This is a genomic window from Roseibium sp. (assembly GCF_965233565.1).
Taxonomy (GTDB): Bacteria; Pseudomonadota; Alphaproteobacteria; order Rhizobiales; family Stappiaceae; genus Roseibium.
This window is the reverse complement of the sequence record NZ_OZ247494.1, coordinates 4,267,800-4,293,337: the sequence shown is the minus strand read 5'-3', so window position 1 is coordinate 4,293,337 and position 25,538 is coordinate 4,267,800. Positions and strand designations below refer to the sequence as shown.

At 58.9% G+C, this 25,538-nt stretch carries 18 protein-coding genes, 1 tRNA gene and 1 pseudogene; 14 read left to right on the top strand and 6 right to left on the bottom strand.

Annotation, left to right across the window (positions count from 1 at the left end; genetic code table 11):
- Window positions 1–153 precede the first annotated feature (153 nt).
- Window positions 154–480, bottom strand: coding sequence for a hypothetical protein (locus ACO6TG_RS19615; protein WP_422374738.1), 327 nt, complete (start codon window positions 478–480; stop codon window positions 154–156).
- Window positions 481–798: 318 nt separating this feature from the next.
- Between ACO6TG_RS19615 and ACO6TG_RS19610 the strand changes: the two genes are divergently transcribed.
- Window positions 799–888 (top strand) — tRNA-Ser (locus ACO6TG_RS19610).
- Window positions 889–1,615: 727 nt separating this feature from the next.
- Here the strand turns inward: ACO6TG_RS19610 and ACO6TG_RS19605 are convergent.
- Window positions 1,616–2,749: a type III PLP-dependent enzyme gene (locus ACO6TG_RS19605; protein WP_422374737.1), complete on the bottom strand. Its 1,134-nt coding sequence runs from the start codon at window positions 2,747–2,749 to the stop codon at window positions 1,616–1,618.
- A gap of 98 nt (window positions 2,750–2,847) precedes the next feature.
- Entirely contained in the window at window positions 2,848–4,155 is a 1,308-nt protein-coding gene (locus ACO6TG_RS19600; RefSeq protein WP_422374736.1) for an NtaA/DmoA family FMN-dependent monooxygenase, read from the bottom strand.
- A 111-nt stretch (window positions 4,156–4,266) separates the two neighbouring features.
- Between ACO6TG_RS19600 and ACO6TG_RS19595 the strand changes: the two genes are divergently transcribed.
- The 5 genes from ACO6TG_RS19595 (at window position 4,267) to ACO6TG_RS19575 (ending at window position 11,364) form a co-directional block, all read left to right on the top strand.
- On the top strand, window positions 4,267–5,052 hold the full coding sequence (locus ACO6TG_RS19595; protein WP_422374735.1) for an ABC transporter ATP-binding protein: 786 nt from the start codon (window positions 4,267–4,269) through the stop codon (window positions 5,050–5,052).
- A complete protein-coding gene (locus ACO6TG_RS19590) occupies window positions 5,052–6,068 on the top strand; it encodes a FecCD family ABC transporter permease (RefSeq protein WP_422374734.1) in 1,017 nt (338 codons plus the stop codon). Before ACO6TG_RS19595 ends, ACO6TG_RS19590 begins: the two co-directional genes overlap by 1 nt.
- Window positions 6,068–7,132, top strand: coding sequence for a FecCD family ABC transporter permease (locus ACO6TG_RS19585; protein WP_422378919.1), 1,065 nt, complete (start codon window positions 6,068–6,070; stop codon window positions 7,130–7,132). Before ACO6TG_RS19590 ends, ACO6TG_RS19585 begins: the two co-directional genes overlap by 1 nt.
- A 10-nt stretch (window positions 7,133–7,142) precedes the next feature.
- Window positions 7,143–8,111, top strand: coding sequence for an ABC transporter substrate-binding protein (locus ACO6TG_RS19580; RefSeq protein WP_422374733.1), 969 nt, complete (start codon window positions 7,143–7,145; stop codon window positions 8,109–8,111).
- Between the two features lie 238 nt (window positions 8,112–8,349).
- Window positions 8,350–11,364 carry a condensation domain-containing protein gene (locus tag ACO6TG_RS19575; RefSeq protein ID WP_422374732.1) on the top strand — a complete coding sequence of 1,005 codons (3,015 nt, stop codon included), beginning with the start codon at window positions 8,350–8,352 and terminating at the stop codon, window positions 11,362–11,364.
- Window positions 11,365–11,433: 69 nt separating this feature from the next.
- On the opposite strand, the gene ACO6TG_RS19570 is transcribed toward ACO6TG_RS19575, so the two are convergent.
- From ACO6TG_RS19570 to ACO6TG_RS19560, 3 genes are read right to left on the bottom strand one after another with little or no spacing between them, the layout of a single operon-like run.
- Window positions 11,434–12,822: a condensation domain-containing protein gene (locus tag ACO6TG_RS19570; RefSeq protein ID WP_422374731.1), complete on the bottom strand. Its 1,389-nt coding sequence runs from the start codon at window positions 12,820–12,822 to the stop codon at window positions 11,434–11,436.
- 60 nt (window positions 12,823–12,882) lie between these two features.
- Window positions 12,883–15,969, bottom strand: coding sequence for an AMP-binding protein (locus tag ACO6TG_RS19565; RefSeq protein ID WP_422374730.1), 3,087 nt, complete (start codon window positions 15,967–15,969; stop codon window positions 12,883–12,885).
- A gap of 16 nt (window positions 15,970–15,985) precedes the next feature.
- Complete coding sequence (locus ACO6TG_RS19560) at window positions 15,986–17,632, bottom strand: condensation domain-containing protein (protein WP_422374729.1); 1,647 nt, start codon at window positions 17,630–17,632, stop codon at window positions 15,986–15,988.
- Window positions 17,633–17,748: 116 nt separating this feature from the next.
- Here ACO6TG_RS19560 and ACO6TG_RS19555 point away from each other — a divergent pair, with 116 nt between their 5' ends.
- The 8 genes and pseudogenes from ACO6TG_RS19555 (at window position 17,749) to ACO6TG_RS19520 (ending at window position 25,538) form a co-directional block, all read left to right on the top strand.
- Window positions 17,749–18,894: an isochorismate synthase gene (locus ACO6TG_RS19555; protein WP_422378918.1), complete on the top strand. Its 1,146-nt coding sequence runs from the start codon at window positions 17,749–17,751 to the stop codon at window positions 18,892–18,894.
- Between the two features lie 34 nt (window positions 18,895–18,928).
- Window positions 18,929–20,563 (top strand): (2,3-dihydroxybenzoyl)adenylate synthase, encoded by a 1,635-nt coding sequence (locus tag ACO6TG_RS19550; protein WP_422374728.1) that lies wholly within the window; start codon window positions 18,929–18,931, stop codon window positions 20,561–20,563.
- A gap of 9 nt (window positions 20,564–20,572) precedes the next feature.
- Entirely contained in the window at window positions 20,573–21,439 is an 867-nt protein-coding gene (locus ACO6TG_RS19545) for an isochorismatase family protein (protein ID WP_422374727.1), read from the top strand.
- Between the two features lie 19 nt (window positions 21,440–21,458).
- Window positions 21,459–22,214, top strand: a complete 756-nt coding sequence (dhbA, locus tag ACO6TG_RS19540) for a 2,3-dihydro-2,3-dihydroxybenzoate dehydrogenase (RefSeq protein ID WP_422374726.1) — start codon at window positions 21,459–21,461, stop codon at window positions 22,212–22,214.
- Window positions 22,189–22,542 (top strand): annotated as a pseudogene (locus ACO6TG_RS19535) (hypothetical protein); the annotation flags it as partial. The gene dhbA and the pseudogene ACO6TG_RS19535, both read left to right, overlap by 26 nt.
- 42 nt (window positions 22,543–22,584) lie before the next feature.
- On the top strand, window positions 22,585–23,106 hold the full coding sequence (locus tag ACO6TG_RS19530) for a 4'-phosphopantetheinyl transferase family protein (protein ID WP_422378917.1): 522 nt from the start codon (window positions 22,585–22,587) through the stop codon (window positions 23,104–23,106).
- 46 nt (window positions 23,107–23,152) lie between these two features.
- Window positions 23,153–24,196, top strand: coding sequence for a methyltransferase (locus tag ACO6TG_RS19525; RefSeq protein WP_422374725.1), 1,044 nt, complete (start codon window positions 23,153–23,155; stop codon window positions 24,194–24,196).
- A gap of 103 nt (window positions 24,197–24,299) precedes the next feature.
- Window positions 24,300–25,538: a saccharopine dehydrogenase family protein gene (locus ACO6TG_RS19520; protein ID WP_422374724.1), complete on the top strand. Its 1,239-nt coding sequence runs from the start codon at window positions 24,300–24,302 to the stop codon at window positions 25,536–25,538.

Below are 25,538 nucleotides of genomic sequence, written 5' to 3'. Positions count from 1 at the left end.
ACCACCTATGGCGGACCAAAGGCGGCCAGATCGGCTGATAATGTCAGACCTTAATGTGGCGCAGCCGCCAGGCCTTTCCAAGAGCCTTCACAAACCGGTGTGCGAATGTGAGACGGCAGCGGCAAAGGGCAGCGGGAGGGCCAAGCCAGTGCATCAGGCATATTGCACACGCTGCCGACGGCGTTTGGAGCCGACAAACAGCAGGATCAGACCGAGAGGGGCAAATACCGCCCAGACCGGCCAGGTCAGATCGGTCTTAAGCTCGGGAGTCCAAAGAGCCGGGTCGACATATTGCTGCAGGGTCTCCTGCGCGAGCGCGAGGGTTTCGGGCGACACGTCGAACCAAACCTGTCCGAGCGGCGCCAAATGGAACTGGGAAAGGGCAATGGAGGAGCTTGCATCGGAAATGCCGGCAATAATTGCGACGGCCAAAAAGCCGTAGCCGAGGAGGCGGAATATAAACTTCAAGACACTGAACATCGCTTCACTTCAAACCTTGTGATCGTAATACGCGAGATGCCCATTTCCAGTTTGGCCTTAAAAGGGTAGCCGCAGGTTCTTGAGCATTCCTTTAGGGTAATAATGTTCATTCTCCTCGCAAGATATGATCTGCAACACATTCCTGTGACTTTTGCGGAGCGCTCTCTTCGGAATCGATCACTCGCGCCTGATAAATCTGCTTGAAACAGGGCCGGAATCCACAGCTTCGTCGACGCATAAAAAAAAATCTTTCAAGTGCTTGCGCTTGTCCGGTTCATGGGTATATTGCGCCCCACTCAAGCGGATGACGCTTTGAACGGACAGGTGGCCGAGTGGCTGAAGGCGCACGCCTGGAACGCGTGTATACGGGCAACCGTATCGAGGGTTCGAATCCCTCTCTGTCCGCCATTTTTCCTGATAAGTTGTTGAGTTTTGGACACGCGTTCCCGGAACGGGTCTTCAACCCATTCGCGCGGCGACCTTTCCGCAATTTGTCACGATTGAATTCAAGCCGCACAAAACCTGTTGCGGCTCAGATCAAGCCGCTTGGCGCCTGCACCTTGAGTTGTTACCGGAAGCTTCCCCTCACGCTCACGCCGAACCAATGCGCAGGAAGTGCGTGCTCCTCCAACCGACCCGATTGACGGGCCAACGTGGAGGCAGGCATGTCCGGGCGACGGCAGCGCGATCTTTTTTCCCTCGCATCAGATACTCAGAACAACTCGCCGCAACAGCAAGGCAGCACAGTTGAGACGGCTCGGAATTTTTGCTCCTGAATGAGACAAGACCAACAAGCCGCGCGGGGGAGAATTCCGCGCAGGTTCTTTCAGAACGCGTTCACCTGAACGTTGAAGACGTGGCCGCCTTGTTCGGTGTCGGCGTCACCACAGTTTGGCGATCAGAAAGCTTTTGGGACCGTACTGAATTTGCGCAATTGCCGAAAATCGGGAGTCAAGATTTGCGGCCGGGCAATCTGGAACCGGATGAGAGCGCAATCGGGTCCCAAGAAACACGCATCGGATCTTCCAGACCATTGCAGCTCGATTTACGAAGATCGGCGGTATGAGCAAGGTTCAACATCCGGAACCAATTGACATCCATGCGTCGCTTGACTGCCTGCCAGGTCCAGTTTCGGTCACACGACATACGTTTCCAACGGCGGAAACCCGTTAAATCCCACAGACGCATAGGTGGCTGTGTAGGCCCCGGTTCCTTCAATCAGGACATGGTCACCGATCTTGAGGCCCCTGGGCAGGTGGCAAGGTTTTAACTCGTAGAGCACGTCAACGGAATCGCATGTGGGGCCGGCGAGGATAAAGGGAATTGTTTCCGCATTGCCATATGCCGTTGCGAGCGGGTAACGGATCGCTTCGTCCATGGTTTCCGCCAGACCACCAAACTTGCCAATGTCCAGAAAGACCCAGGGCAAGGAGGCCGCAGACGCCTTTCTGGAAATCAGCACCACTTCCGACTTGATCAGACCGGCATTGCCCACCAGGCCGCGTCCCGGCTCAATGACGATATCCGGCATCGCGTTGCCGAACTGTGCCCGAAGAGCGCGCATGATCTCACAGCCATAGTCCGCCGAGCGGGGAACGTCCTTCAGGTAGCGGGCCGGAAAGCCGCCACCCAGAGTGAGACATCTGATGATGATCCCTTCTTCGGCCAGCTTCTGAAGGACGCCAGCGGCCTCTTTCAGGGCGCGGTACCAGGCGGACGGATCGGTCTGCTGAGAGCCGACGTGAAAAGACAATCCGAAGGGATCAAGACCGGACCGCCAGCTCTGACGCAAGACGTCGACCGCCACGTCCGGCTCGCAGCCGAATTTGCGCGACAGCGGCCAGTCCGCTCCTGCGCCGTCGGTGAGTAACCGGCAGAATACCCGGGACCCGGGTGCAGCAGCGGCGACCTTGTCGACTTCCGCGTGGCTATCGACCGCAAACTGGCGCACACCCAGTGCATAGGCCCGTTCGATGTCACGCGCTTTCTTGATGGTGTTGCCATAGGATATGCGGTTTGAGCACACTCCTGCCGCGAGAACCGCTTCCACTTCGGGCACAGAGGCAACGTCGAAGGAGGCGCCGAGACCTGCAAGCAAGGTCAGGATTTGCGGTGCCGGATTGGCCTTGACGGCATAGAAGATCGCGGCTTGAGGGAGCGCACGGCCAAACTGGCCATACGTTTCCCGGATGACATCAAGATCCATGACAAGGCAGGGAGTCTCGGGGCGGCTGTGTTCGAGAAAGTCGTGTATTTTCCGCGTGGTCATGGAGCACTCCTTCGCGCCGGAAAACACCCGGCGCCGTCAAGTCTCCCTCGTTTGTTCAGGCGCCCGGACATGACAAGTCCGGGCGTTGCAGCCCTTCGTCAACGATCGTTGAGATGATCGAAAAACGTGCTGCCCCGATAATTCTCCCGGAAAAGCCCCAGATCGCTGAGCGCCGGAACGACCTGCTCCAGGAAAAGGCTCACAGACCCGACAGACCCACCAGGAAACGCAACAAAGCCGTCAATGGCACCGGCCTTCGCCCAGTCCCTGATGGTGCCAACGGCATCCGCTGGTGTGCCGACCACAAGCCAATGCGCGGATCCGATGACTTCCGGGCGTTTCAGCAGCTCTTCGACGCTTGGTTCATCCCGTTCGATCATGCGGCGCAACAGGTCGGAATGGGTTCGGCTGCGCACCTTTTCCGGCGGCGCCGGGAGGTCGGTTGCGGCAATTTTCCGATCCGCCGGCCAGTCCGAGAGATCAAGTCCGGTCATTTCCAGAACAGTGTCAAGGCTGCGTTGCCGGCTGACGCGGGCATTCGTTTCCGCATAGAGTTCCTTGGCCTCCGCCGCTGTCGGTGCGAGAAACAGGCTGAGCCCAGGCAAGACGCGGATGTCATCTTCGTTGCGCCCACCCGCTCTTGCCCGGCTGCGCAGGTCTGTTCTGAGATCGAGGGCAGCGGCCCGGTCGGGTGTCGATGCGAAGATTGCATCGGCCACTGACGCCGCGAAGGCGCGCCCCGCCTCAGAGGCCCCTGCCTGGATGAGTGGAATCCGGGCCTTGTCGTAACAGGGCAGGTTAAGCGGCCCTTTGACCTTGAAATATGTCCCGTCATGGTCAATGGACTTGATCTTTGCCGGGTCAGCGTAGAGGCCGCTCGTCCGATCAAACTGGAGCGACTCCTGAGGAAAACTCTGCCAGAGGCGACGGACAATGTCCGTGAATTCGGCAGCCCTCGCATACCGTTCCTCGGGACTGGGCATTTCGGAAAGGCCAAAATTGTCATTGCCATCCAGCGCCGTCACAATGTTCCAGCCGGCACGGCCCTTGCTGAGCCAATTGAGCGACTGAATCTGACGCGCGACGATGTAGGGCGGAAAAAAGGTCGTCGAGGCAGTGGACAGCAAACCGATCTTTGAGGTTCTGCCGGCGATCGATGCCTGCAGAAGCGTTGGATCGAGGCTGGCAAAACCAGCTGCAGTTTCCAGAACACCGGTGTTGAGAAAAAGCGAATCCGGCAGAAAGGCAAAGTCGAGTTTTGCCTCTTCGGCACGTTGGGCGATGTCGAGATAAAAATCGCAGGTAAACAGGTTTTCGACACCGCTATCCGGCCGGCGCCAGGCGTCGCCGCTGAGCCATGTCGGCGCAAGCGACATGCCAATATTCAGTTTTTTTGTCGGGGTCATCAAATCCGCTCTTGATTGAACTGGCAACGCTTGGAGTGCTGGCTTTGGATTTGCTGGCGCGTTTCGGATGGTATAAAGACTTCCGCAATGCAGAAGGTCAAGAGGTCGAATTTGCTGAACGCACAGCACGTATCTGCGGCATATGGAAAACTGGACGTATTGCGCGACGTGACCATCGCGTTTCAGCCGGGTCGCTTCACTGCAATCGCGGGGCCGAATGGCTGCGGAAAATCCAGCCTTTTAAAGGCCATCATGGGTTTCCTGCCTCTCAGCAAGGGCGAGATACTTCTTGAGGGAAAGCCGATCTTGGGCATTGGCAAAAAAGCACTGGCCCGCAGGATTGCCTATTTGCCGCAGGAGTGTTTCTGCCCGGACTACATGACCCTAGGCGAATTGATCGAGCTGGCCGGCCATTCCCGTTACGGGCTGATCGGCGGTCCATCAGAACGTGACCGAGCGCTTTATGCCCAGGTCTTGAAAACCGTCGGTCTGAGTGACCGGGCCGGCTTCCCGGTCAACAAACTCTCCGGAGGGCAACGCCAGCGTGCCTGGATCGCCATGGTGCTTGCGCAGGACACAGACATCATCCTGATGGATGAACCGGTCAACCACCTCGACGTCACGTATCAATTCTCCGTTCTCGAACTTGTCCGCGAACTTGTGGAGCACCACGGAAAGACCGTTGTCGCGGTCCTCCACGACTTGAATCTTACGACGGCCTTCGCTGACGACGTTGTCCTGATGCGGGCCGGTGAATGCCTGACCGCCGGGGTGGTGGCCCAGACAATCACGCCCGAAAACATCGCGAAGGTGTTCGATCTGAAGACCCAGGTGTTCGAGCGGGATGGCCGCCTTGTCTGTTTTCCGGAGCGGTCGAAACAGGCCGTGAGTTGTTGATGAGACACCGCGCCACAGGTCTGTGGGGGATGCTGGCGCTGCTCCCACTCACGCTTGCACTGCATCTGTTTTTCGGCACGAACCTGCAGGACTTGCCGCCGCGTCTCTATGCCTTGTTCCATCTCGAAGCCCGGAATTACGAAGAGGCGGTGCTGCTTTACCAGCGGGTGCCGCGCACGCTGATTGCCATCTATGTGGGTGGTGTGACAGCGACCTGCGGTCTTGTCCTGCAAAGCCTGGTGCGCAATCCGCTGGCTTCGCCGACAACGCTTGGTGTCAATGCGGGCGCCGCGCTTTTCATGGTGGCCGGGGTTCTGGTCTTCAACGTGAGTACGGCACTTCAGGGCGTTGCGGCGCTCGCCGGTGCACTGGCCGGTTTTCTCGCCTCGCTTGCCATGGCGCGGGCGGCGGGCCGGAAAAACGATCCACGCGGATTGTCGCTGATCCTGTCCGGTGCCCTTGTTGCGATGTTTTGCACCGGGCTGACCAATGCCCTGCTCCTGTCGGACCCGGCACGTCGCTCGGATCTGCTGAGTTGGGTGATCGGCACCATAAATCACGCCTATTTCGACCGGCTTTTGTTGTTCTGGTGGGTGGGCGTCATTGCTCTTGTCGTGCTTCTGGGTCTCGCGAGGCCCCTTACCCTGATCCTGTTCGGAGCGGAAAAAGCGGCATCGACCGGCGTGAATGTCCCATTCGTCTCACATGTCGCGATCCTGGCAGCCGTTCTCGGGGCTGGTTCTGCGGTGGCCATATGTGGCCCCATCGGGTTCGTCGGGCTCGTCGTGCCGCATATCGTGCGTCCCCTGGTCGGGAACAACCTTGTTGTTGCCCTGCCCGCCGCTGTGCTTGCAGGGGCGATCGTCTGCCTGTTGGCCGATCTTGTTGCCCGAGAAGCGCTTTATCCGTTCACGCTCAGTACGGGGCTGGTGACCGATCTGGTTGGCGGCGTGGTTTTTGTTGTCATTGTGAAACGCTTTTATCTCTCGCCCGGCGCCCGGCAGGAGGCCGCATGATCCGCTTCAGCACTGCGACGGATGGCAGACCCGTTCTTCGGTTGGCCAACGGGCTTCAGATCAGGACAGACAACCTCCTTGCCGGGGCGGGTCTCCTTGCGGTGGGGCTGATCCTGGCAATCACATCGGCCGGGCTTGGCACCGAGGATACCGGCATTGGCGACCTCTGGGCCGCGTTGATCGGCGACTTTGTGCCGGATGCCAAATCCTATGCGCTGCTGGATGTGAGGTTGCCGCGTATCTTGCTCGGTTTCATGGTCGGCTGGGCTGTGGCCCTGTCCGGGGCCGTGCTGCAATCGCTGGCGCGCAATCCCCTCGCTGACCCTGGTCTGTTCGGGTTCAGTCAGGGCTCGATGATCATGATCATGCTTCTGATGCTCCTCCTGCCACTGGCCCCCAAGAGCCTGATTGCGGTTGCGGCCGTTGTCGGCGGGCTTGGTGTCGCCGGACTGTTGCTCTGGCTGGTCGGCGGAGCGCGCACGACCGGTCTTGCGATCGTTCTGATGGGGATCGCCATCGAAACTGTTTTGTCCTCTTTTGGGGCGTTGCTGCTCCTGTATCTGCCGACAGAGACCTCGATTGTGCTCTCGGAATGGCTCGCCGGATCGCTGTTCCAGGCCAGCTGGACGCTGGTAACCGCCTTCATGCCGTTGTTCCTGCTCAGCCTTGCGGGGGTATTGTTCTTTGGACGTGCACTCGCCGCCTATGACCTTGGCGGGGACATGGCCATGGCGATCGGCGAACCGGTGGCCAGATCGCGACCGCTGCTGCTTCTCTTCGCCGTTATCTTGAGTGCGGCGGCTGTAACCGCTGTCGGCCCACTCATGTTTCTCGGTGTCCTCGCCCCGCAAATCGCCGGTTTTTTGTCTCCCGCGACTGGCCGGTCACGATTGCTGCTGTCCGGGCTGATGGGAGGCATTCTCGTGGTGGCAGCCGACGCACTGACACGCAGCCTTGCCGCAGGCGTGCCGTTGCCGCTTGGCCTCAGCATCACCCTGATCGGCGTTCCGCTCTTCATTCTGGCGCTTCGTTTTCAGGCGCTGCGAAAACTCCAGTCACATTGAAAGGTGTCCCATGCGATTTCCGGTTCTGTGCGCCCTCTCGGTAGTGCTTGCTGCAAGCTCCGGCTTTGCGGCCGAACGTCTCCTCACCGACGATACCGGTCGTGAAATAGCGATTCCTGACCAGCCCGACAGGATCGTGGTGATGCATGAACCGTTGCTGGGCATCCCTTTGATGGATCTGGGTATCGAGATTACAGGAAGTTATGGCCGAACGGATGAGGGTGGCTTTGTGATCGCGGTCGATTTCATCGATACGGTTCTTGGAACGGGCAGATCAAAACCCAAAGGCTTCGGACCGTTCGGCCAGCCGGACCTGGAAAAGCTGAGCGCTCTTGAACCCGACCTGATCGTGGCAACGGAACTGGATGCCGGAAAGTTGGAACAGCTGTCCACCGTGGCGCCGGTCTACCTGCAGATTGTCGGTCACACCAAGGTGCGCGGCATTGAAATCCAGGAAGACCTGGCTGCCCTTGTTGGTCAGACGGACAGTTTCGAGGATCGAAAATCCGCCTATCTGGAACGTGTCTCGAACCTGCGCGACACATTGCCAACCGATCCGGCAGGCCAGACATTCCTGCCGATATTCCTGACGGATCAGCTGAATGTTGTCGGAGATGCCTCCGGCATGGTGCAGGCCCTCGAGGACCTGGGCTTCACCCGGCTGGAGGTGAGCGGGGCGAGTGACCTCTCAGCTGGTGGAGGCTCCATGATGCTGATGCCGCTCAGCGCTGAAGCCTTTGGCAAGATGGATCCGGACCTGCTGGTTCTTTTGAACAGTTACATGGAGCCAGACCGGGATGAAGCCGGCACACGCGCAAAACTCGACCGGATCGTGCCCGGCTGGGACCGGTTCATGAAACCGGCCCTGGAGAACCGCATTCTGGTCGTTGATCCGGCGAAGGTGATCACACCCTCACTCGCTAGCGCGGGTCATATGCTGGACGCAGTTGACGCCTGGAACCGGAAAAAATTGCACTGAGCTGACCGGTCCCCGTTTTCGCCTCGATCAGGGCACGCGGCCTCCGCCAGAAACAGAAAATATGAGTTTTTGATACAAGTTTAATTGCACCAGAAGAGTGCAGCTGATAAATCTGCAACTGCCACAGATCCAATGCCTTGGATCTCGTGCGAACGCCATGGTTTGCAAACAGATCCTGCTTTGTCAGGCCTTTCAAAGCTGCGCAGCCATCAGCAGAAATCTTTATCAGGAGACAGCAATGACCGGAGGTTTCGACCGCCTGTTGACGGAATCCGAGTTTGACCGTTTCGATCAGGTTCTCAGATCCTATGAAAAAAATGACCTGACAACCGTTTCAAACGTCGCCCCTGAAGGAGATGCAACGGCGTTTGAAACGCTGTCCGTGACCCGGCACCAGGAACGCGTCTGGCTTGCACAACAGCAGGATCCGGCCCGGGTGCTGCGACAGGCCGTGGCCTATCGGCTTGGCGGCATTCCAGATGTCGCCCGATTGACACGGGCCTTGGATCAAGCGGTCGTGTCAGTACCGGAGCTGACCATGCGTTACAGGTTCAGCGAAGACGGCGAGCTTCAGAAATATGCGGCAGGGACGAGTGACGGAACATTGGGTATCGTTCATGTCGAGTCGCGTCAGGAAGCCATCGACTTGATCCTCGCGCGTCAACAAACGACTTGGGTTTCCGAAACAGAAGCCCCATTCAATGCATTGATCATATTCTGTCTGGATGAGGTCATCCTGGCGCTGTTATTCCATCGAATTGTCGGAGAATTCTGCGGACCGGAAGACTTCCTGACAAATATTGCATTTGCCTATGACCGCATGGCGCTGCAAGAGCCCCCACGTAAAGAAGCCGCGGAGCTGGAGCTGGATCCGCCAAGGCACGCAGCCATTGGCTGGCTACGCCGCCAGGACCAGGCAACACAAAGGACCATGTTGGATTTTGGCAATCCGGCGCGGTTTGCCACTCAAAAACAGCGGTTAGCGCAACGTCACGGGATCTGCCTCGAAACTGTGCCGCTGCCGATGTTCCAGGACGGCAGCACCGACGAACTCGCAGCCCTTTCGTTTTTTGGAACCCGGTTTGCGCGGTTTCTGTGCAGATTGGGTGGACACGATCGGTTGGAAGCCAGATTTCCGGTCAGTCCTCAAGACCGATTGGGAGACAATTGCCAAGGCCTTGCCCAGAAGAACGTGGTCAATGTTCCAGTGTCGCGAGACGGTGACCTGAAGGAAACGGACGCGGAGATTCTTGCTCAACTTTCCGCTTCCGCGAAAGGCGTGCCGCTGAACGTGCAAAACTCTGGTCTGCCGTCGGTATCGATCCGGTGGCTCACGGATCCGCATCGCTTTTTCCCGGCCCAGACCGTCACATTGCAGCGCCTGCCGTTGCCAACAGCTGAAGTTCAGCCGGACTTCAGTCTTGCGGTCGGTCAGGATGCGGAAGGACACACCCTACTCGAACTTGTCACGGGGCAAGCCCTCAGCCGCTATGCCGGCCCGCTTGTTCTGGATCTGTTTGCAGCCGAGCTGGAAGCGGAGCAAGCCGGTGGCGAGGAACCGAAAGGTCAGCTGAGCCAATGGGCCCCATTCGCCGGTGACACGACGATGGAAGAACAGGATCAGACCGATGAGCTGGACAATGCCGGCGACCTCGCCGCTATACAGTCTGCGATCCTGATGGAGTTCCGCGACGCGCTTGCAACGCCTGATCTCAAGGCCGACGACGACTTCTTTGACTTTGGAGGCCATTCGCTGGTTGCGACCAGGATCATCGGCCGTCTGCTGCACAATCACGGCATTGAGGTCCGGTTCAACGATCTCTTCGGCAATCCGACCGCCGCCGCCCTTGCACGGCATGCTCACGTCATCGCAGACGCGAAAAAGACTGTCGGCAACGGCTCGGTCGAGATTACCACAGGCCAATCCAACGCGGCCGTGACGCCGCTCGCGCTGGCCCAGATGTCACTCTGGAAGATCTATTCAGCCTTTGGTTACAGCGAGATTTTCAATCTGCCGTTCGCGCTCGACTTTCTGGACGTGGTTGAGGAAGACGTCTTTGAGGCAGCCTTCCGCGATCTGATGGAGCGCCACGAGGCGCTTCGAACACTCTATGTCGAGAGCGAAAATGGCGAGGTGCTGCAAAAGGTCGTCCCCGCATCCGAGCTGGAAAGCTACAAGTGGTTCTGGCGCAGCGGGGAAAGCAAAGACACCGATCGACACACCGAAGCCGGATATTGCTTCGATCTGGAACGCGAGTTGCCGGTCAGGCTCAGGTTCCTGACGGATCCCGAAACGGGACGGCAGATCCTGTCTTTCCTGTTCCATCACCTGGCTCTGGACGAATGGTCCGTCAATCTGATCATGGACGAGCTGGTCGAGGCCTACAGGGCCAGGTCTGCGAAGGAAGACCCCGTCTTCTCCGGAGCACCTGTGCCCTTTCATGATTTTGCGCGCAAACAGGTGCAAGCCGGCGTCAACTCTGACCACCTTGGCTACTGGACCGATATGCTCCATGACGCGCCGCGAGAGCTGGTCTTGTTTTCCAGCAACACGGCGACGCCTGAAGACGTCGAGGCAAATTCAGCTGCAGGCGGCTGGGTGGAGATGCGGCTCGCGCACGAGACCTCCGAAGGACTATATGCGCTCGCCAAGGAAAACAGCGCTTCGCTGTTCAACGTTGTCTATGCAGCGATATCGGCAGCCCTGCAAAAGCTCGGCGACTTGAAGGACCTTGTGATCGGAACGTCCGCCTCCGGACGTACTGACGCGGATTTCTTCGATACGGTCGGCTATTTCACAACCGTGGTCGCCCACAGGGTCCGGTTCGGGGCGGAGCCCACCGTCGGCGGCTTGATCAGAGATGTAAAGGAACTGATCAATGGCTCGCTGCCCTACACGGACATTCCGATTGATCTGGTTGAAACCGCGCTCGGCATGACCCCGGGCAAGGACCACCTGTTCGATGTCTTCATCCAGATCCATGCCCAGAACAAGCTGAACGGCAATCTGCCGGCACCGGATGGCGGCCGGATCGCGTTCCGCCAGGTTGATCCCGACAAGCATGACTCGCATCTGGCGCTGCAGTTCGAAGTGATGGAAGAGGTGATCGATGGAGAGCGTTCGATACGGGTGCTGATGAGCTACCAGGCCAAACGATATTCGGCGGCACAGGTGGAGACCATCCAGGAAACCGTCACTGCAATGTTTGAGCATTTCGCTGACGACGGTGCGTCTTTAAAATCCCTGTCCTGACACGAACACAAACAAAAAAGCCGCCCTCGACCGAAACGGACGAGGGCGGCTTTTTCTGGCCTTCAAGTTTCAGTAGGGGAACCGTTGTGCGGCCGCTTCCAGAAATGCAGCAGACCGGTTTTCACCGATGACGTTTCGAAGCGGTTGCTGGAGGTTTTCCGGTTTCAGCAAACGGGACAGGAAGGCCGGCAACTCGGTCATGTGACGCTCGAACTCATCACGTCCCGTCATGGACGGGTCCGCGTCAATGCCAAGGCTCATTCCACTGGCGTCATCCTCACCCCGGAACGTAAGATTGAAGCCGTCGGCCGGGCCACTGTCGAGGATGTTGCGCTGTGTCTTGCAGTCGGCAAAAGCAGGAGACTTGAACGGAAGCACATTGATCAGGGGTGAGAAGAAGTACCGGCTTCCCTCCGCCAGGCCCTGGTCTTTTGCGATCTGTTCGATGCGGAAGCGGCTATGGCGCCGTTGCCGTTTCAGTTCATCGGCCGACCGGGTGAGGAAGTCCTCGAGCCTTTCGGATCTGTGCACCTTCATCTCGAAGGGCAGAATATTGACCAGAAGTGCCGGCAGATTTGCACCAACGCTGCCCCATCGGCTCATGAAGGGCAACCAGAGCGTCACTGTGCTGCTGTCCTGATTGCGCGCAGCCGGAACGGCGTCGAATATATAGAGACCGGACAACAAGGTGAGCAGGTCCGGCCACCCGAGATCAGCAGCCTTGGCGCTGGCGAGAAGGGCTTTGCTGAAGTCCTGCGGAAGCGCTGCGGTCTGATGAAACCCGGGTTCGCCATAGTCTTCATCGCCGCGCTCCAGCACTTCGATACCACCGGCGCTGGCAAAATAGTCGGCCCAATAGGCCCTGTCCTTCTGCCATCTGGAGCTCTTCTGATAGTGGTCTTCTTCGGTCAGAAACCCTGAAAAGGGATGAAAGGGTGTTCCGGCATCTGCACGACCCAGGAAATGATTGTAAAGCTCCGCGCAACGCTGTTCGATCAGGGCAAGGCCGTATCCATCCACGATGATGTGATGCGCACGGATGTACCAAAGATACCGTGACCGGCCGACACGATAGAGAATATGGGCTGACAGCCGGTCGCGCCTGAGGTCCAGCGGCGCCGTGAGATCCCGTTTCATATGGTCTTTGGCGGCCGAAATTGGATCCGGCTGGTTCTTCAGATCGACAATCGACAATACCGGAACAAAGTCCGGATCGCAGATCTGTCTGGGCGCGTCGCTTTCTTCTGGCGCGTGAAACCTTGCCGACAGAATATCGGCTTCGCGAATGGTTTGACCGATCGCGCGTTTGAGCGCATCGACATCCACATCGCCATCGATGTCAATGAAATGCGCAACGGTGGAGACCGGCTGATCCGGGTGAAAGGTGAATTCCTCCCAGAAATCGAGCTGCGGCAGGGTGAGCGGCATCCAACCGCCATTGGGATCAATGTCGGGCATGAACAGTCCTCTTTGAAGCGTTTGAAATCGGGCGTGGCGTCCGTGGAAGTTTCGGTCAGGCTAGCGTCGGCTGGTGCTCACGAGCTGATGCACCTGGTCGGCATTGCGGCAGCCAACAAGCTGCTTCGGCAGTAGGGTCACCCCGAATTCCGCACTCAACCGGGCGGAGATCGGCTTGAGATGGGAGGGCAACAAACCCATGGTAAGAAACTCGGTCGTTCCGGTGACGGGTTTGCCTTGAGCCCTTCCAACGACATCCAGGTAAATGTCGAGCACTCGGCGGCTTGCCGGCTCAGGCGGCCTGATCTGATCGGTTCGCAACCTGTCAGGCGCGGTCTCCTCGAAAAGTCGGCGCGCCGTTCTGCGGTCCGGCTTGCCATTGGCGGAAAGCGGGATGCTGTCGACCCTCAGCATGCGGGACGGCACATGGGATTCCTGCAAGTGTTGCCTTGCGAAACCGCGCAGGTCGGCGTCTGTCAAATGACTGCCTGTCACCGGTTCATAAAGGGCGCCCAGCTCGGTTTCGCCGCGCCGCTCGTCTCCGAGGTCCGTCAGCAAGACCCGGGAGACTTCCGGGTGTTTCACGAGTTCGTTTTCCACGTCGGGGATCGAGATGCGAACACCCCGCACCTTGATGTAGCCCTGGACGCGGCTGTCGAACAGAATGACTCCGTCGCGGCGATATTTGCCGCGGTCCCCGGATCTGAAAGCGCGAAGCGGAAGGCCGTGTTCATCCTTGATGGTGACGAAATCATGCTGGTGCAGGACACCGTCTTCCAGATAGCCGAGCGCCGTGTTGACGCCCGACGAATGAATCCGGCCGACAACACCGGGGGGGCAATGCTCCCCGGCATCGTTCAGGATGAAATACCGGTTGGCGGGCAGCGGGCGGCCATAAGGGATATTTCCCGTGTCCTCCGGCTGGACCCTGTGCCAGATGCTCCAGATAGTGGTTTCGGTCGGTCCGCCGATTGAGCTGAGCTGCGCGTCGGGATTGGTCTGCCGCAATTCGGCGATAACCGCCGGCTTCAGATAATCGCCACCCTGATTGATCAGCCGCAGGCTTTTCAGCGCATCGCCCTGGCGGCAGGACAACAGCATTTCGAAAATGGTCGGTACCGAAGACCAGATGGTCACGCCATGTTCGGAAACCAGCTGGTTCCAGCGCATGGCATCCTTTTCCTCGCCCTCGACAGGCTGGATCAGGGTTGCTCCGGCGGTCAGGCAGCCAAAAATCTCATAGACCGACATGTCATGGTGCAACGGGCTGACAGAGAGGAAGACATCGTTTGATGTTATCTCCCAGGCTGCATTTGTACTGCCAACGACATTGTCCGTAGAGTGGTTGGAGAGCACGACGCATTTCGGCTTGCCGGTCGTGCCGGACGTATAGAGGTAATAGGCAGCGTCCGTGCTGGCGGAGAGATCTTCAAGCGGTAGCATCAGATCCAGTGGATCGCCTGCAGCTTCTTCGTTAAGTGCGGTATCAATCGGAACCACGGTGTGGCCCTCGATGCTGGCCGCCCCGATCACCAGGTCCGGCTTGCAGTTATCGTAGAGAAACCTCAGGCGGTCAGGCGGAGCACAGGCGTCGACAGGAACCCAGACAATACCCCTGAAGGCACAGGCCAGTGTCAGCATCGTCTGTTCCGGACCACGTGGCAACGCCAGAACGACAACATGGCTCTTTTTCAGGTTCTTCTTGTCGAGAAATGTCAGAGCCCGGTGCACACCCCGGCCGAGCTCTTCGTAAGTCACCCGACGGTTTCCATAGACAAGAGCAACCTTGTCCGTGCCGGTCTTGAACAGATTGTCGGCGACCCTGGCCAGATACCCGGCGCTACTGTAATCCTCTTCAGGTGCATTCAGCTGGTAGTGGCCGAAATTCAGTATGTCCTGGCTTGCGAAGGCCAGGTTTTCGCTCTCACAGACCTTTGTGACGGCACGGTCGATGGCCGCGAGCATCTCGCCGACCATTTCGTCCTCGACGGCTTCGACCGCATAATCGATGTCGATTTTGAGGCTGCCACGTTCTCCTGAGGAAAGTCGGATGTCGATCGCGACCTGAGGGGTCTGCGTCAGGCCGTCCTCCTGGCGAACAGCATGACCTTCGGACAGGACCGGCCAGGAGAGCCCGTTGGTGAGCACGACCGGTAAGGCGACGCCATCGGCTCCGCTTTGCTCCATGAGGAACCTGTTGATCTCGACACCGGAGAAAGACAGATGGCCCAGACCTTCCAGAACGTCCTTTTGCAATGCCTGAGCATTTTCGGCGAAATCCGATCCTGCAGCGCCCTCCCATTTTACGGCGAAAAAAGTAGACCTGTTGGCAAAGGCCTCACCTGCATGCGGTGCGGCGGGAATACCGACGTGGAGCACGCCGTCATTCAGCCAGTGCGACAGCACCTGGAAGATGAGGCCGGTCAGAGCTGTGTTCCTGAATAGCCCGTTCCTGGCCCCAAGGCGTGACAGTTTCTTGAATCTGTCTCTGTCAACGACAAGGCTCCGTCGTTCGTATCTTGAAGTTTTTATGGTCTCCAGCGGGCCGCGCCACGGAAAACGTGGCGCGCCCTCATAGCCGGCCAGCTTGGTTTTCCAGTAGGCGGCGTCCCGCTCCGCCTTGGTTCGATCAGGAGCTGGAACAGGAGACGTCGCGACCTTGTCCTCCAGCCGTACGTCCTCGAACAGTTCGACCATCAGAGCGGCAATGGAATATCCGTCGAGGATCAAGGCATCGAAGCGGAAGAAGACAGCACAAGTATCGCCGCCGGGCTCCGGGCTTTCCGGCAGCTGGAACGCGACGGCTCTCCAGGGCGGAGACGCCAGGTCAAAAAGCTGATGCGAGAAATCCTGTTTCAGCTCCGTGATCCGCGCATCGGCTTCCTCCTGATCAAGGCCGGACAGATCGACGGAAACGAAATCGACGACGGTTGTGTCCAGGACGTGTTTGGAAAAGTCTTTTCGGTCGATGACCGTTCGCAGGCTGTCGTGGCGTTCTGCAAGCAGCTTCAAGCGCCGTTCCAGCAGTGCCAGGTCGAAATGGCCGCGATATTCGCGAAACTCCTGCATCGCCACACCGCCGAGCGGGACATAGTCGCTGCGGCCCAGGAGATAGGCGCGTTGCAGGGAGGTCAGTTCGGTTTTCATGAAAACTCCAGAGACGTTATTCGGCGGGTTGCGCATGGCGCTGATCGGTTTTCTCGGGCGCGATTGAGGAGAGATAAGCACGAGCGACTTTCTCAGAACGTCCGCCGGACCGGTGCCCTATGAGGCTGGCCGCAGTGTCGATGGTGCTGTCGGGGGCGAGATCGTCTTTGGTCAAGTTGGCCGCCGGAACATAGCGATTGAGGAATGTCATCAAGTCCGCCAGGTCATCATGCGAAAGCCCGATTTCCCGGAATCTGGCGTGTTCACCTGGGACCGTTCCAGGAGCGAGGCGCTCAACAAGCGCCTGCAACATCTGCGTGGTTTCCGTGTATTGCGGCGAATGCGGGCTTTGCTGCACTTTATGAGCGAAAACGCGACCCTTGAGCGTCTCAGGGTCTTCGGCGAGCCTTGAGACAAGCGTTACATATTTGCCGAACACAGCCTTGATCCAGGCCTCTGGCAGGGCGTCAAGACGGATGTCCCAATTGATCAGCAGTCCGCCGTCCAGCCCGGCGACTTGAGCATCCAACGCAACCTGCGGCCCTTGTGAAACGGCCCAGATCATCGGACCAAAGAGACGGGTCACCCGTTCGGAAAAGAGATCCCCGCCGGGCACATCCAGGCCGGAGGTGAAGACGATCGGGGCTGATTGCAGGGATTGCTTCTGCCGGGAAAGGTCCCGCATCACGCTGACACCGGGATAGGTGGAATGTGCCAACAGGTCACGCATCTGTTCTGCAATGTGCTCACAGAACGTTCCCAGTTCCAATTCGGACGGCGGGTCGACAGACAGGATCAGGATATTTGAGAAGTCTCCGACGATCCTGTCGACGTCGAGGTCAAAGGGCGTGCGCCAGAACATCGGCACATTCAGGCGGAAGCGTTCATCTCCCGTTGCTTCGCCGATCACTGCGGCAAACAGTCCCAGCATCAGCGCGGACGGCGTGATTTTGAGGACGCGCGCCCGCCGTTCCAAAGACTGACGCTGCTCCGGAGACAACACCGTTGCGAGCCGGCTGCTGTGCACCGGTTGGTTTGGAGTGGTTTGAGGCAGATTCGGTGCCGGCGCTATGTCTGCCAGTCGCGCCTGCCACCAGCGTTTGTCGTTGGATTGGCGGTCCGCAAGATCACTGTCCGCAGCCTTCCGGGTCAGCCAGTCGAAATACCGGGATTGGTCCTTGTCGGGCTGCAAATCAGGATCTTCATAAAGCTGCGCAAGGTCTTCCATCAGAAGACAGAAACTGGGCGGGTCGATTGCGACCATGTCCGTGTCGACATGCATTCGGGCGCCCCCGCCAGGCAGGAGCGTTAGTCCGAAGGCGGAAGTCTGACCGGCTTCCAGGTCAAGCGTTCGGCCCGTCCACTCCTGGCGTTTCGTTTCCAGACGTCGGACGACTGCGTCTGATTCGAGACCTGTCAGATCCTCCACCTGATAGGAGATGCTTTTTTCTGCATTTCCAATAACTTGATGCCCATCTGAGGAGATCTTCACGCGCATCATGTCATGCGCCGAATAGAGTTTTTCCAGGGCTGCGCCAAACCGACGCGGATCGATCGGTCCACACTCGAATTCCACATAAAGATGCGCGGAGACATTTCCAAGGAAGCCCTTGGCTTGCCGGCCCGTCCAGTAGGCCGCCTGCATTGGTGTAAGATTTTTCATTGCGACTTTTGGTATTGACAAAACATGAGTATCATACTCAGGTATTAGGGCAGGTCAACCTCAGATATAGGAGATGCTCCATGACAATCGGAGCGCGTACAGAGTGCCATGAGGACATGGCCATCCTGCCTGATACAAGAGAGAGATTTCTGTTCACGTCAGGTGGCAACGAGCTGCACGCCGAAGGCATTCGGGAGCGAATCACAGTGCCCGTTCGCAGCGGTGGAGCTGCAGGCGGGCTGTTTCAACAAGCCGTCGGCGAGGCTTTGGAGCGAGCCCGCAGGGCCGGTCAGGACAACCCCGTTGTTGTCGGTGCGATCCCCTTCGATCTTGGCGAGGGCTCATGTCTTTATGTGCCGGAAGACCATGAATGGCGCACCGGACCAGTCCCCGCCGGACGGCCGGAGGCAACAGAGGGCATGCCGGTCCTGCTCGGACAGCGCAGCGTCCCGGACGAGCGCGGTTTCAAACATGCGGTCCAGCATGCGATCGTGAACTTCCAGCACAGCGACGTGCGCAAGGCCGTTCTCTCGGTGATGCGGGAACTGCAATTCGCAGCACCGGTCAATGTGGACAATCTGCTCCGCATGTTGCGGGCGCAGAACAAGGATGGATATCAGTTCCAGGTGCCCCTGCCAGAAGGCGGGTCTCTCGTCGGTGTGAGCCCGGAACTGCTCCTTCGCAAAACGGGTGTGGACTTCCTTTCCAATCCGCTCGCCGGGTCCACAAAACGGCTTGTTGATGCCACCGCAGACCGCGAGACCGGCGAACGGTTGCTGACCTCGGAGAAAGATCGATTCGAGCACCGGCTTGTGGTTGAGGACATCAAGCGCATCCTGGAGCCGCTTTGCACTGACCTTGACGTCCCGGACGGCCCGGAACTTCTGAGTACCGCAGCCCTGTGGCACCTCTCGACCCGGATTACCGGCGCCTTGAAAGATCCGTCGGTGACGGCGCTACAGCTTGCCTGCCTGCTCCACCCGACCCCGGCGGTCTGCGGTTATCCGACGGAACTGGCCCACAGGCTCATTCGGTTCGTTGAACCCTTCGAACGCGGCCTGTTTACGGGCATGGTCGGCTGGTGTGACGGGCATGGCAACGGCGAATGGGTGATCACCATCCGCTGTGGCATTGTCGAACGCGAAACAATCCGGCTTTTTGCCGGCGCAGGGATAGTCGAAGCCTCGCAACCCGATTCCGAATGGGCAGAAGTCCAGACCAAGTTGGGCACCATGCTCAGTGCCTGCGGTGTCGCCGCTTAAATCCAGGGCATCCTTCAAAACACAGGTAAATCCCATGAACGTGGACTTTCAGCGCTGGCCGGAAGAGCTGGCAGCGCGCTACCGTGAGCGCGGCTACTGGACCGATGAGCCGCTCTCCAACATCTTGCAGACACAGAGCGACGCACGCCCAACCGCGACCGCGATCCTCTGCGGTGAGCGGGCCATCAGCTACGAGAAACTTGACCGGCTCTCGACCAACCTGGCGATCCGGTTGGCCGCACGCGGCCTTGGGCACGGTGACACGGCTCTGGTGCAGCTGCCCAATGTTGCGGAGTTCTACATCGTCTTCTTTGCCCTGCTGAAGATCGGGGTAGCGCCGGTCAACGCGCTTTACAGCCACCGTCGTCACGAGATGACAGCCTATGCGCGGCAGATCAGGCCGAAGCTTCTGATAGCAAGTCGCCAGCATGACCTGTTTCGTGATGATGACTTCCTCCAGGAACTGCGCGGCATGCTTGATGAGCCTCTGGCGGTGCTGCTCCTGGAGGAGGAGGCGCCAGGCTCCAGTCTGTCTTCCTGGATCCACACGGAACCGGAAACTGCAGAACCTGCATTTGCACCGACCGATGCAGGCAATGTTGCCTTCTTCCAGCTCTCCGGTGGCAGCACGGGCACGCCGAAGCTCATTCCCCGCACACATAACGACTACTTCTACAGCGTGCGTGCCAGCGCGGAGATCTGCGCACTGACCGCTGAAACACGTTTCTTGTGCGCCTTGCCGGCCGGGCACAATTTTCTGATGAGCTCACCCGGTTCGCTGGGCGTGTTTCACGCGGGCGGCTGTGTCGTCCTGGCCCAGAGCCCCGAACCACTCAGCTGTTTTGCGCTGATGCGCCGGCATGCCGTGACAATGGCGGCTCTGGTGCCTTCCGCTGTCAGTCTCTGGCTTCAATCGGCCCCCGATCATCGCAGTGCACTGAGCAGCCTGAAACTTCTGCAGGTCGGCGGTGCGCATTTCCCCGAATCCCACGCCCGCCTGGTCCCGCGTGTGCTCGGCTGCAATCTGCAGCAGGTCTTCGGCATGGCAGAAGGGCTGGTCAATTACACCCGTCTGGATGATCCGGAGGACCTTGTCTTCACCACTCAGGGCCGGCCGATCAGTCCTGATGACGAGGTCAAGGTTGTCGATGAAGACGGCCACCCCGTTGCCGACGGTGAGGCCGGCAGGCTCGCAACCCGGGGGCCTTACACGTTCCGCGGCTACTACCAGAGCCCGGAGCACAATCGCGAAGTCTTTGACAGCGAGGGATTTTACTATTCGGGAGATCTCGTTTGCCGCACGGCAGGTGGTTATCTGAGCGTCGTCGGGCGCGTGAAGGACCAGATCAACCGCGGCGGTGAAAAGATCGCGGCGGAAGAGGTGGAGAGCCTGCTGCTGCTGCATCCCGACGTTCGCGCGGCCGCTCTGGTCGCGATCAAGGACCCGGATCTTGGTGAAAAAAGCTGCGCCGTGATCGTCCTGAACAACTCCTGCACAAAACCGCTCACGCTTCGCAGACATCTGATGTCGCTCGGCGTGGCCGACTACAAGATCCCCGACCGGTTCAAGTTCACAGACGCCATTCCCCTGACAGCCTTCGGCAAGCCCGACAAGAAGAAATTGCGGGCAGACCTTGCCGACAATTCCACCCCCGCACTAACCGCCTAAAGGTGCCCTATGACCATTCCGACAATTGCGGACTACGCCATGCCGCGCGAGCTGCCCGTCAACAAGACGTCCTGGAAACCGGATGCCGCACGCGCGGTTCTGCTCATTCATGACATGCAGAACTACTTCCTTCGCTTTTATGGCGAAGACGGAGAGCTGCGCCGGAAGCTGATCCAGAACCTGGAACGTGTCCGGGCCTGGGCCTATGACAACAAGGTTCCGGTGATCTACACCGCGCAGCCTCATGACCAGGCACCGGAAGACCGGGCGCTCCTGAATGACATGTGGGGCCCTGGCCTGACGGTGGCTGACCCGGTCTTGCAGCAGGTCGTCAGGGAACTTGTGCCGGGCGAAGACGATATCGTTCTGACCAAGTGGCGCTACAGTGCGTTTCAGCGGTCCGACCTGAAGGAACGGATGGCAGCCATGGGCCGCGACCAGCTGATCGTCGGCGGCATTTACGCCCATATCGGCTGTCTGATGACGGTTGCCGATGCCTTCATGAACGACATCCAGGCTTTTCTGATCGCCGATGCTGTCGCCGATTTCTCGGAAGCAGAACACCGGATGGCCTTGACCTATGTGGCAACGCGTTGCGGTGCTGTGACAGATACGGCCAGCCTGACCGGAACTGCGCCAGCGGATGTAGCGACACGGGATTGGCTGCAGGCACGGGTTCTGGAGCTGATAGAGGACGAAGACGAACTCGATCCGGAAGAGAACCTGATCTTTTACGGTCTTGATTCGATACAGGTCATGAAACTGGCCAGCGAACTGAAGGAACGCGGCGTCGTGGTCGGGTTCGACGAACTGGCCAAGGTGCCGACACTGAATGGCTGGTGGTCGCTGATCGAAAGCAAGCAGCTCGCGGCCTGACGCAATGACAGAGAACAGCGTGACAAACCGGCAGTTTGCCGGCAAGCGGGTTCTGGTGACCGGGGCGGCTCGAGGGATCGGCCGCCGCATCGCCGAACGATTTGTGGAAACCGGTGCCGATGTGACAGGGCTGGATCGGCTTGCAGACGACCAAGGCCTGAGCTTCCGGATCGTACAGATGGACCTTGCCGATGCCGCGCAGGTGGAAACGGTGTGCCAGGATCTCAAGGCAGAAAACAACCGGCTGGACATTCTTGTAAACGCAGCCGGAGTTCTGAGGACAGGTCAGGCCGAGGCCCTCACACCGGAAGACTGGTCCGCCTGCCTCTCCGTCAATGCCAGCGGGCCGTTTTACCTGCTGCGGCAATGGATCCCCGTGTTCAAGGCCCAGCGATCAGGTGCCATCGTGAACATTGCCTCCAATGCAGCTCATGTGCCACGGACGGGCATGACGGCCTATTGTGCCTCCAAGGCGGCCATGGCCAGCCTCAGCCACTGTGTCGGGCTGGAACTTGCGCCATACGGTGTTCGCTGCAACATCGTTTCGCCGGGTTCGACGGACACGCCGATGCTGAGCGAAATGGTGGGTGGCACCGGAGGATACCAGAAACTGGTCACCGGCCTGCCGGACCAGTTCAAACTCGGCATCCCACTGGGCAAGGTCGCGAAGACCGACGACATTGCCGAAACAGCACTGTTCCTGGCCTCCGATCTGGCCGGGCATATCACGCTCCAGGACATCGTGGTGGATGGAGGAGCGACCCTTGGTGCCTGAAGCTTCCTGCCGTGGCTCAAGGCATGCTCCCTCCTCAGATCTGCTGGCCAGCGCGCGCAATGACAGTGTTGAAGCGGGCCCGCAGTTGATCTGGCCATGGTCAACCGGGGCAGACGATTGTTGTTGCTTTGCAGTGCCGATTTCCGACGCCGCGAGCCAATTGCGAGCCAATGACGTTTGTGGGATCCGAATTCCGCCCCAGCTGAAACATGCTTCCGAGAAGCGCAAGGCGGAATTTCTGGCCGGCCGCAGATGTGCTGGCATGGCTCTCAAACATCTGGGCGGCAAGACGGACTTTCCGGGAATTTCCAGCGACCGATCTCCGCACTGGCCGGTTGGCTATACCGGATCGATCTCACACACGCGGAACATGGCCGTGTCGCTCGTGGGTCGGTCTGAGAAATACCCTGGTCTTGGCGTCGATCTTGAGAAGATCCTGACCGGGAATGAAGCCGAAAAACTGGCGGACCTTATCATGAAACCTCAGGAAAGACGGTGCATTGCCGGGTTGGATTTTGCCCTGCTGACGACGCTGGTTTTCTCAGCCAAGGAGAGCCTTTTCAAGGCGCTTTATCCAGCCGTGAAACATATCTGCGCCTTTGGTGCCTCGGAGTTCACCGGCTGGGATGATTGCGGTTTTGCCCGATTGCGACTGGCCACAGATCTTTCACCTTGCTGGTCAAGTGGGCACGTCTTCACCATTCAGTTCAGCGTCCTTGGCGACCACCTTCTGACCATGGTGGCGCTTCCGGCAAGACCGGCAAAACCGTCCCCCCCATATGCCGAGCCTGCAAGAAATAGATCGTTTGAGAGATCACCAAATTCGGTAGCGCCGGCAGTCTTGTCCTTTTCTCGTTGTTTGAACCCAACACACACGAACCGCTGCGGCTGATGCCTGCGGCCACCTGAGCCACTGAGTGCAATAGGAGCACAATGCCATGACAGCGAACACCCAGGCTGCATCCTCACAGGAGACCGGCCTGCCCCCCCTGAAACTGATCAAGCAGATCACGGCCTACCGCACGTCCCAATGCATCCGGGTTCTTGTGGAGTTGGGCATACCCGAGATGCTGCTGGCCGGACCCAAGCCGGTGGCAGACCTTGCTGCATCGGTCAGTGTGCAGGCGGACCGTCTTGAGCGCGTACTCGATCACCTGGTCAATGAAGAGGTGATTGGCCGCGACCAGGACGGATCTTATGTGGCCACGGAAGCCACACGGTTTCTGGCAACCGGACATGATCATTCGCTGGCGAGCTGGGTCTCGTTCGAGTACAGCCCGATCCTGTGGCGTCCGTGGGAGCACATGGTCGATCAATTGCGCTCTGAAAAACCTGCTTTTGACCTCGTCCACGGCGCACCGTTTTTTGACGTGTTGGCCAGGGATGCCGTTGCTCAAAAACAGTTTGACGACCAGATGCGTGACGCAGCTCTCGGGATCGGAAGCCTGATCGCACCCCTCCTGTCCTTTCCTGCCGGAACGACGATCGTGGATGTGGGCGGCGGCAACGGTGCGTTTCTTGGCCTTTTGCTGGATCGAAACGCGGATACAAAAGGGGTCCTGTTCGAATTGGCCCGCTCCGAAGAAGAGTTCAATCCGACTTTCCGGAAAATGCTGTCCTGCGATCGGGCATCTGTTCAACGCGGTTCGTTTTTCGAAACCTTTCCAACAGGCGGAGATGTCTATCTCTTCAGCCGGGTCTTCCATGATTTCGATGATGCGTCAGCTGCCGCAATCCTCAAAAATGCGCGAAAGGCCATGCAGGGCCAGGAGCGGCTTCTGCTGATCGATATCGTTGCAGACGAAGCCGACGCCCGGCATCGCGGATCCAGCCAGGACATCTTCATGCTGACCCAACTTGGCGGACGCGAAAGAACGGCCGGAGAGTTTTCCAGGCTTCTCGCCGACACCGGCTTCACGACAGTTTCCCTCACACCTACGGCGGGTCCCGTGAGCATTCTGGAGTTTCAGCCTGCGGCGTAAGTCTGCAATCAGACGACGCGCGTTTCCGGAAGGCTTGCGGGTGAATTGGTGTCCATAGCGCCAGCGCACAGCTGGTTCCGTTCCAAGGAGAAAACAGGAACAGATGAAAAAGAACGTCCTTATCATCGGCGCCGGTGGTGTCGCCCAGGTGGTGGCGCATAAATGTGCGCAGAACAACGATGTCCTCGGGGACATTCACATTGCCTCGCGCACGGGCTCCAAATGCGACGAGATCATCAAGACCGTTCATGACAAGAATGCCCTGAAGCAGCCGGGCGTTCTGGAAGGCCATGAACTCAACGCACTCGACATCGACGCGACCGCAGACCTGATCCGGAGCACCAAATCCGAGATCGTCATCAATGTCGGCACCGCGTTCCTGAACATGTCCGTGCTCAGCGCCTGCCTCAAGACCGGTGCCGCCTATATCGATACGGCCATTCACGAAGAGCCGGGCAAGATCTGCGAAACCCCGCCCTGGTATGCCAACTATGAATGGAAGCGGGCCGAGGAATGCGAAAAGGCCGGTGTGACGGCCATTCTCGGGGCCGGCTTCGACCCGGGCGTCGTCAATGCCTATGCCCGTCTGGCCAAGGACGACTATCTCGACAAGGTCACCGATGTCGACATTGTCGACATCAATGCCGGCAGCCACAGCCGCTACTTTGCCACCAACTTCGATCCGGAGATCAATTTCCGCGAGTTCACCGGCACCGTCTATTCCTGGCAGAAGGGCGAATGGCAGTCGAACAAGATGTTCGAGATCGGCAAGGAATACGACCTGCCTGTGGTCGGCAAGCGCATGGCCTATCTGTGCGGTCATGACGAAGTGCATTCACTGGCCAAAAATATGGACGGCGCGGATGTCCGCTTCTGGATGGGCTTCGGCGAGCACTACATCAATGTCTTCACCGTCCTGAAGAACATCGGCCTGCTCTCCGAACAGCCGGTCACCACGGCGGAAGGGCTGGAGGTCGTGCCGCTGAAAGTGGTCAAGGCCTGCCTGCCGGACCCGTCCTCGCTGGCGCCGGAATATGAAGGCAAGACCTGCATCGGCGATTTCGTGAAAGGGATCAAGGACGGCAAGGAGCACGAGGTGTTCATCTACAATGTTGCCGACCACAAGGAAGCCTATGAGGAAGTCGGCAGCCAGGGCATTTCCTATACCGCCGGCGTGCCGCCGGTGGCCGCGGCCATGCTGATTGCGACCGGCGAATGGGACGTGAAGAAGATGGCCAATGTAGAAGAACTGCCGCCGCACCCGTTCCTCGGCATCCTCAACCGGATCGGCCTGCCGACCCGCATCAAGGACGCCGATGGCGACCGGGCCATCGAATTCTAA

Bases quoted from the DNA above. Each gene is read 5' to 3' on its own strand.
- ACO6TG_RS19615 (WP_422374738.1), bottom strand. From the start codon at position 480: ATGTTCAGTGTCTTGAAGTTTATATTCCGCCTCCTCGGCTACGGCTTT.
- ACO6TG_RS19605 (WP_422374737.1), bottom strand. From the start codon at position 2,749: ATGACCACGCGGAAAATACACGACTTTCTCGAACACAGCCGCCCCGAG.
- ACO6TG_RS19600 (WP_422374736.1), bottom strand. From the start codon at position 4,155: ATGACCCCGACAAAAAAACTGAATATTGGCATGTCGCTTGCGCCGACA.
- ACO6TG_RS19590 (WP_422374734.1), top strand. From the start codon at position 5,052: ATGAGACACCGCGCCACAGGTCTGTGGGGGATGCTGGCGCTGCTCCCA.
- ACO6TG_RS19580 (WP_422374733.1), top strand. From the start codon at position 7,143: ATGCGATTTCCGGTTCTGTGCGCCCTCTCGGTAGTGCTTGCTGCAAGC.
- ACO6TG_RS19575 (WP_422374732.1), top strand. From the start codon at position 8,350: ATGACCGGAGGTTTCGACCGCCTGTTGACGGAATCCGAGTTTGACCGT.
- ACO6TG_RS19570 (WP_422374731.1), bottom strand. From the start codon at position 12,822: ATGCCCGACATTGATCCCAATGGCGGTTGGATGCCGCTCACCCTGCCG.
- ACO6TG_RS19565 (WP_422374730.1), bottom strand. From the start codon at position 15,969: ATGAAAACCGAACTGACCTCCCTGCAACGCGCCTATCTCCTGGGCCGC.
- ACO6TG_RS19560 (WP_422374729.1), bottom strand. From the start codon at position 17,632: ATGAAAAATCTTACACCAATGCAGGCGGCCTACTGGACGGGCCGGCAA.
- ACO6TG_RS19555 (WP_422378918.1), top strand. From the start codon at position 17,749: ATGGCCATCCTGCCTGATACAAGAGAGAGATTTCTGTTCACGTCAGGT.
- ACO6TG_RS19550 (WP_422374728.1), top strand. From the start codon at position 18,929: ATGAACGTGGACTTTCAGCGCTGGCCGGAAGAGCTGGCAGCGCGCTAC.
- ACO6TG_RS19545 (WP_422374727.1), top strand. From the start codon at position 20,573: ATGACCATTCCGACAATTGCGGACTACGCCATGCCGCGCGAGCTGCCC.
- ACO6TG_RS19530 (WP_422378917.1), top strand. From the start codon at position 22,585: ATGGCCGTGTCGCTCGTGGGTCGGTCTGAGAAATACCCTGGTCTTGGC.
- ACO6TG_RS19525 (WP_422374725.1), top strand. From the start codon at position 23,153: ATGACAGCGAACACCCAGGCTGCATCCTCACAGGAGACCGGCCTGCCC.
- ACO6TG_RS19520 (WP_422374724.1), top strand. From the start codon at position 24,300: ATGAAAAAGAACGTCCTTATCATCGGCGCCGGTGGTGTCGCCCAGGTG.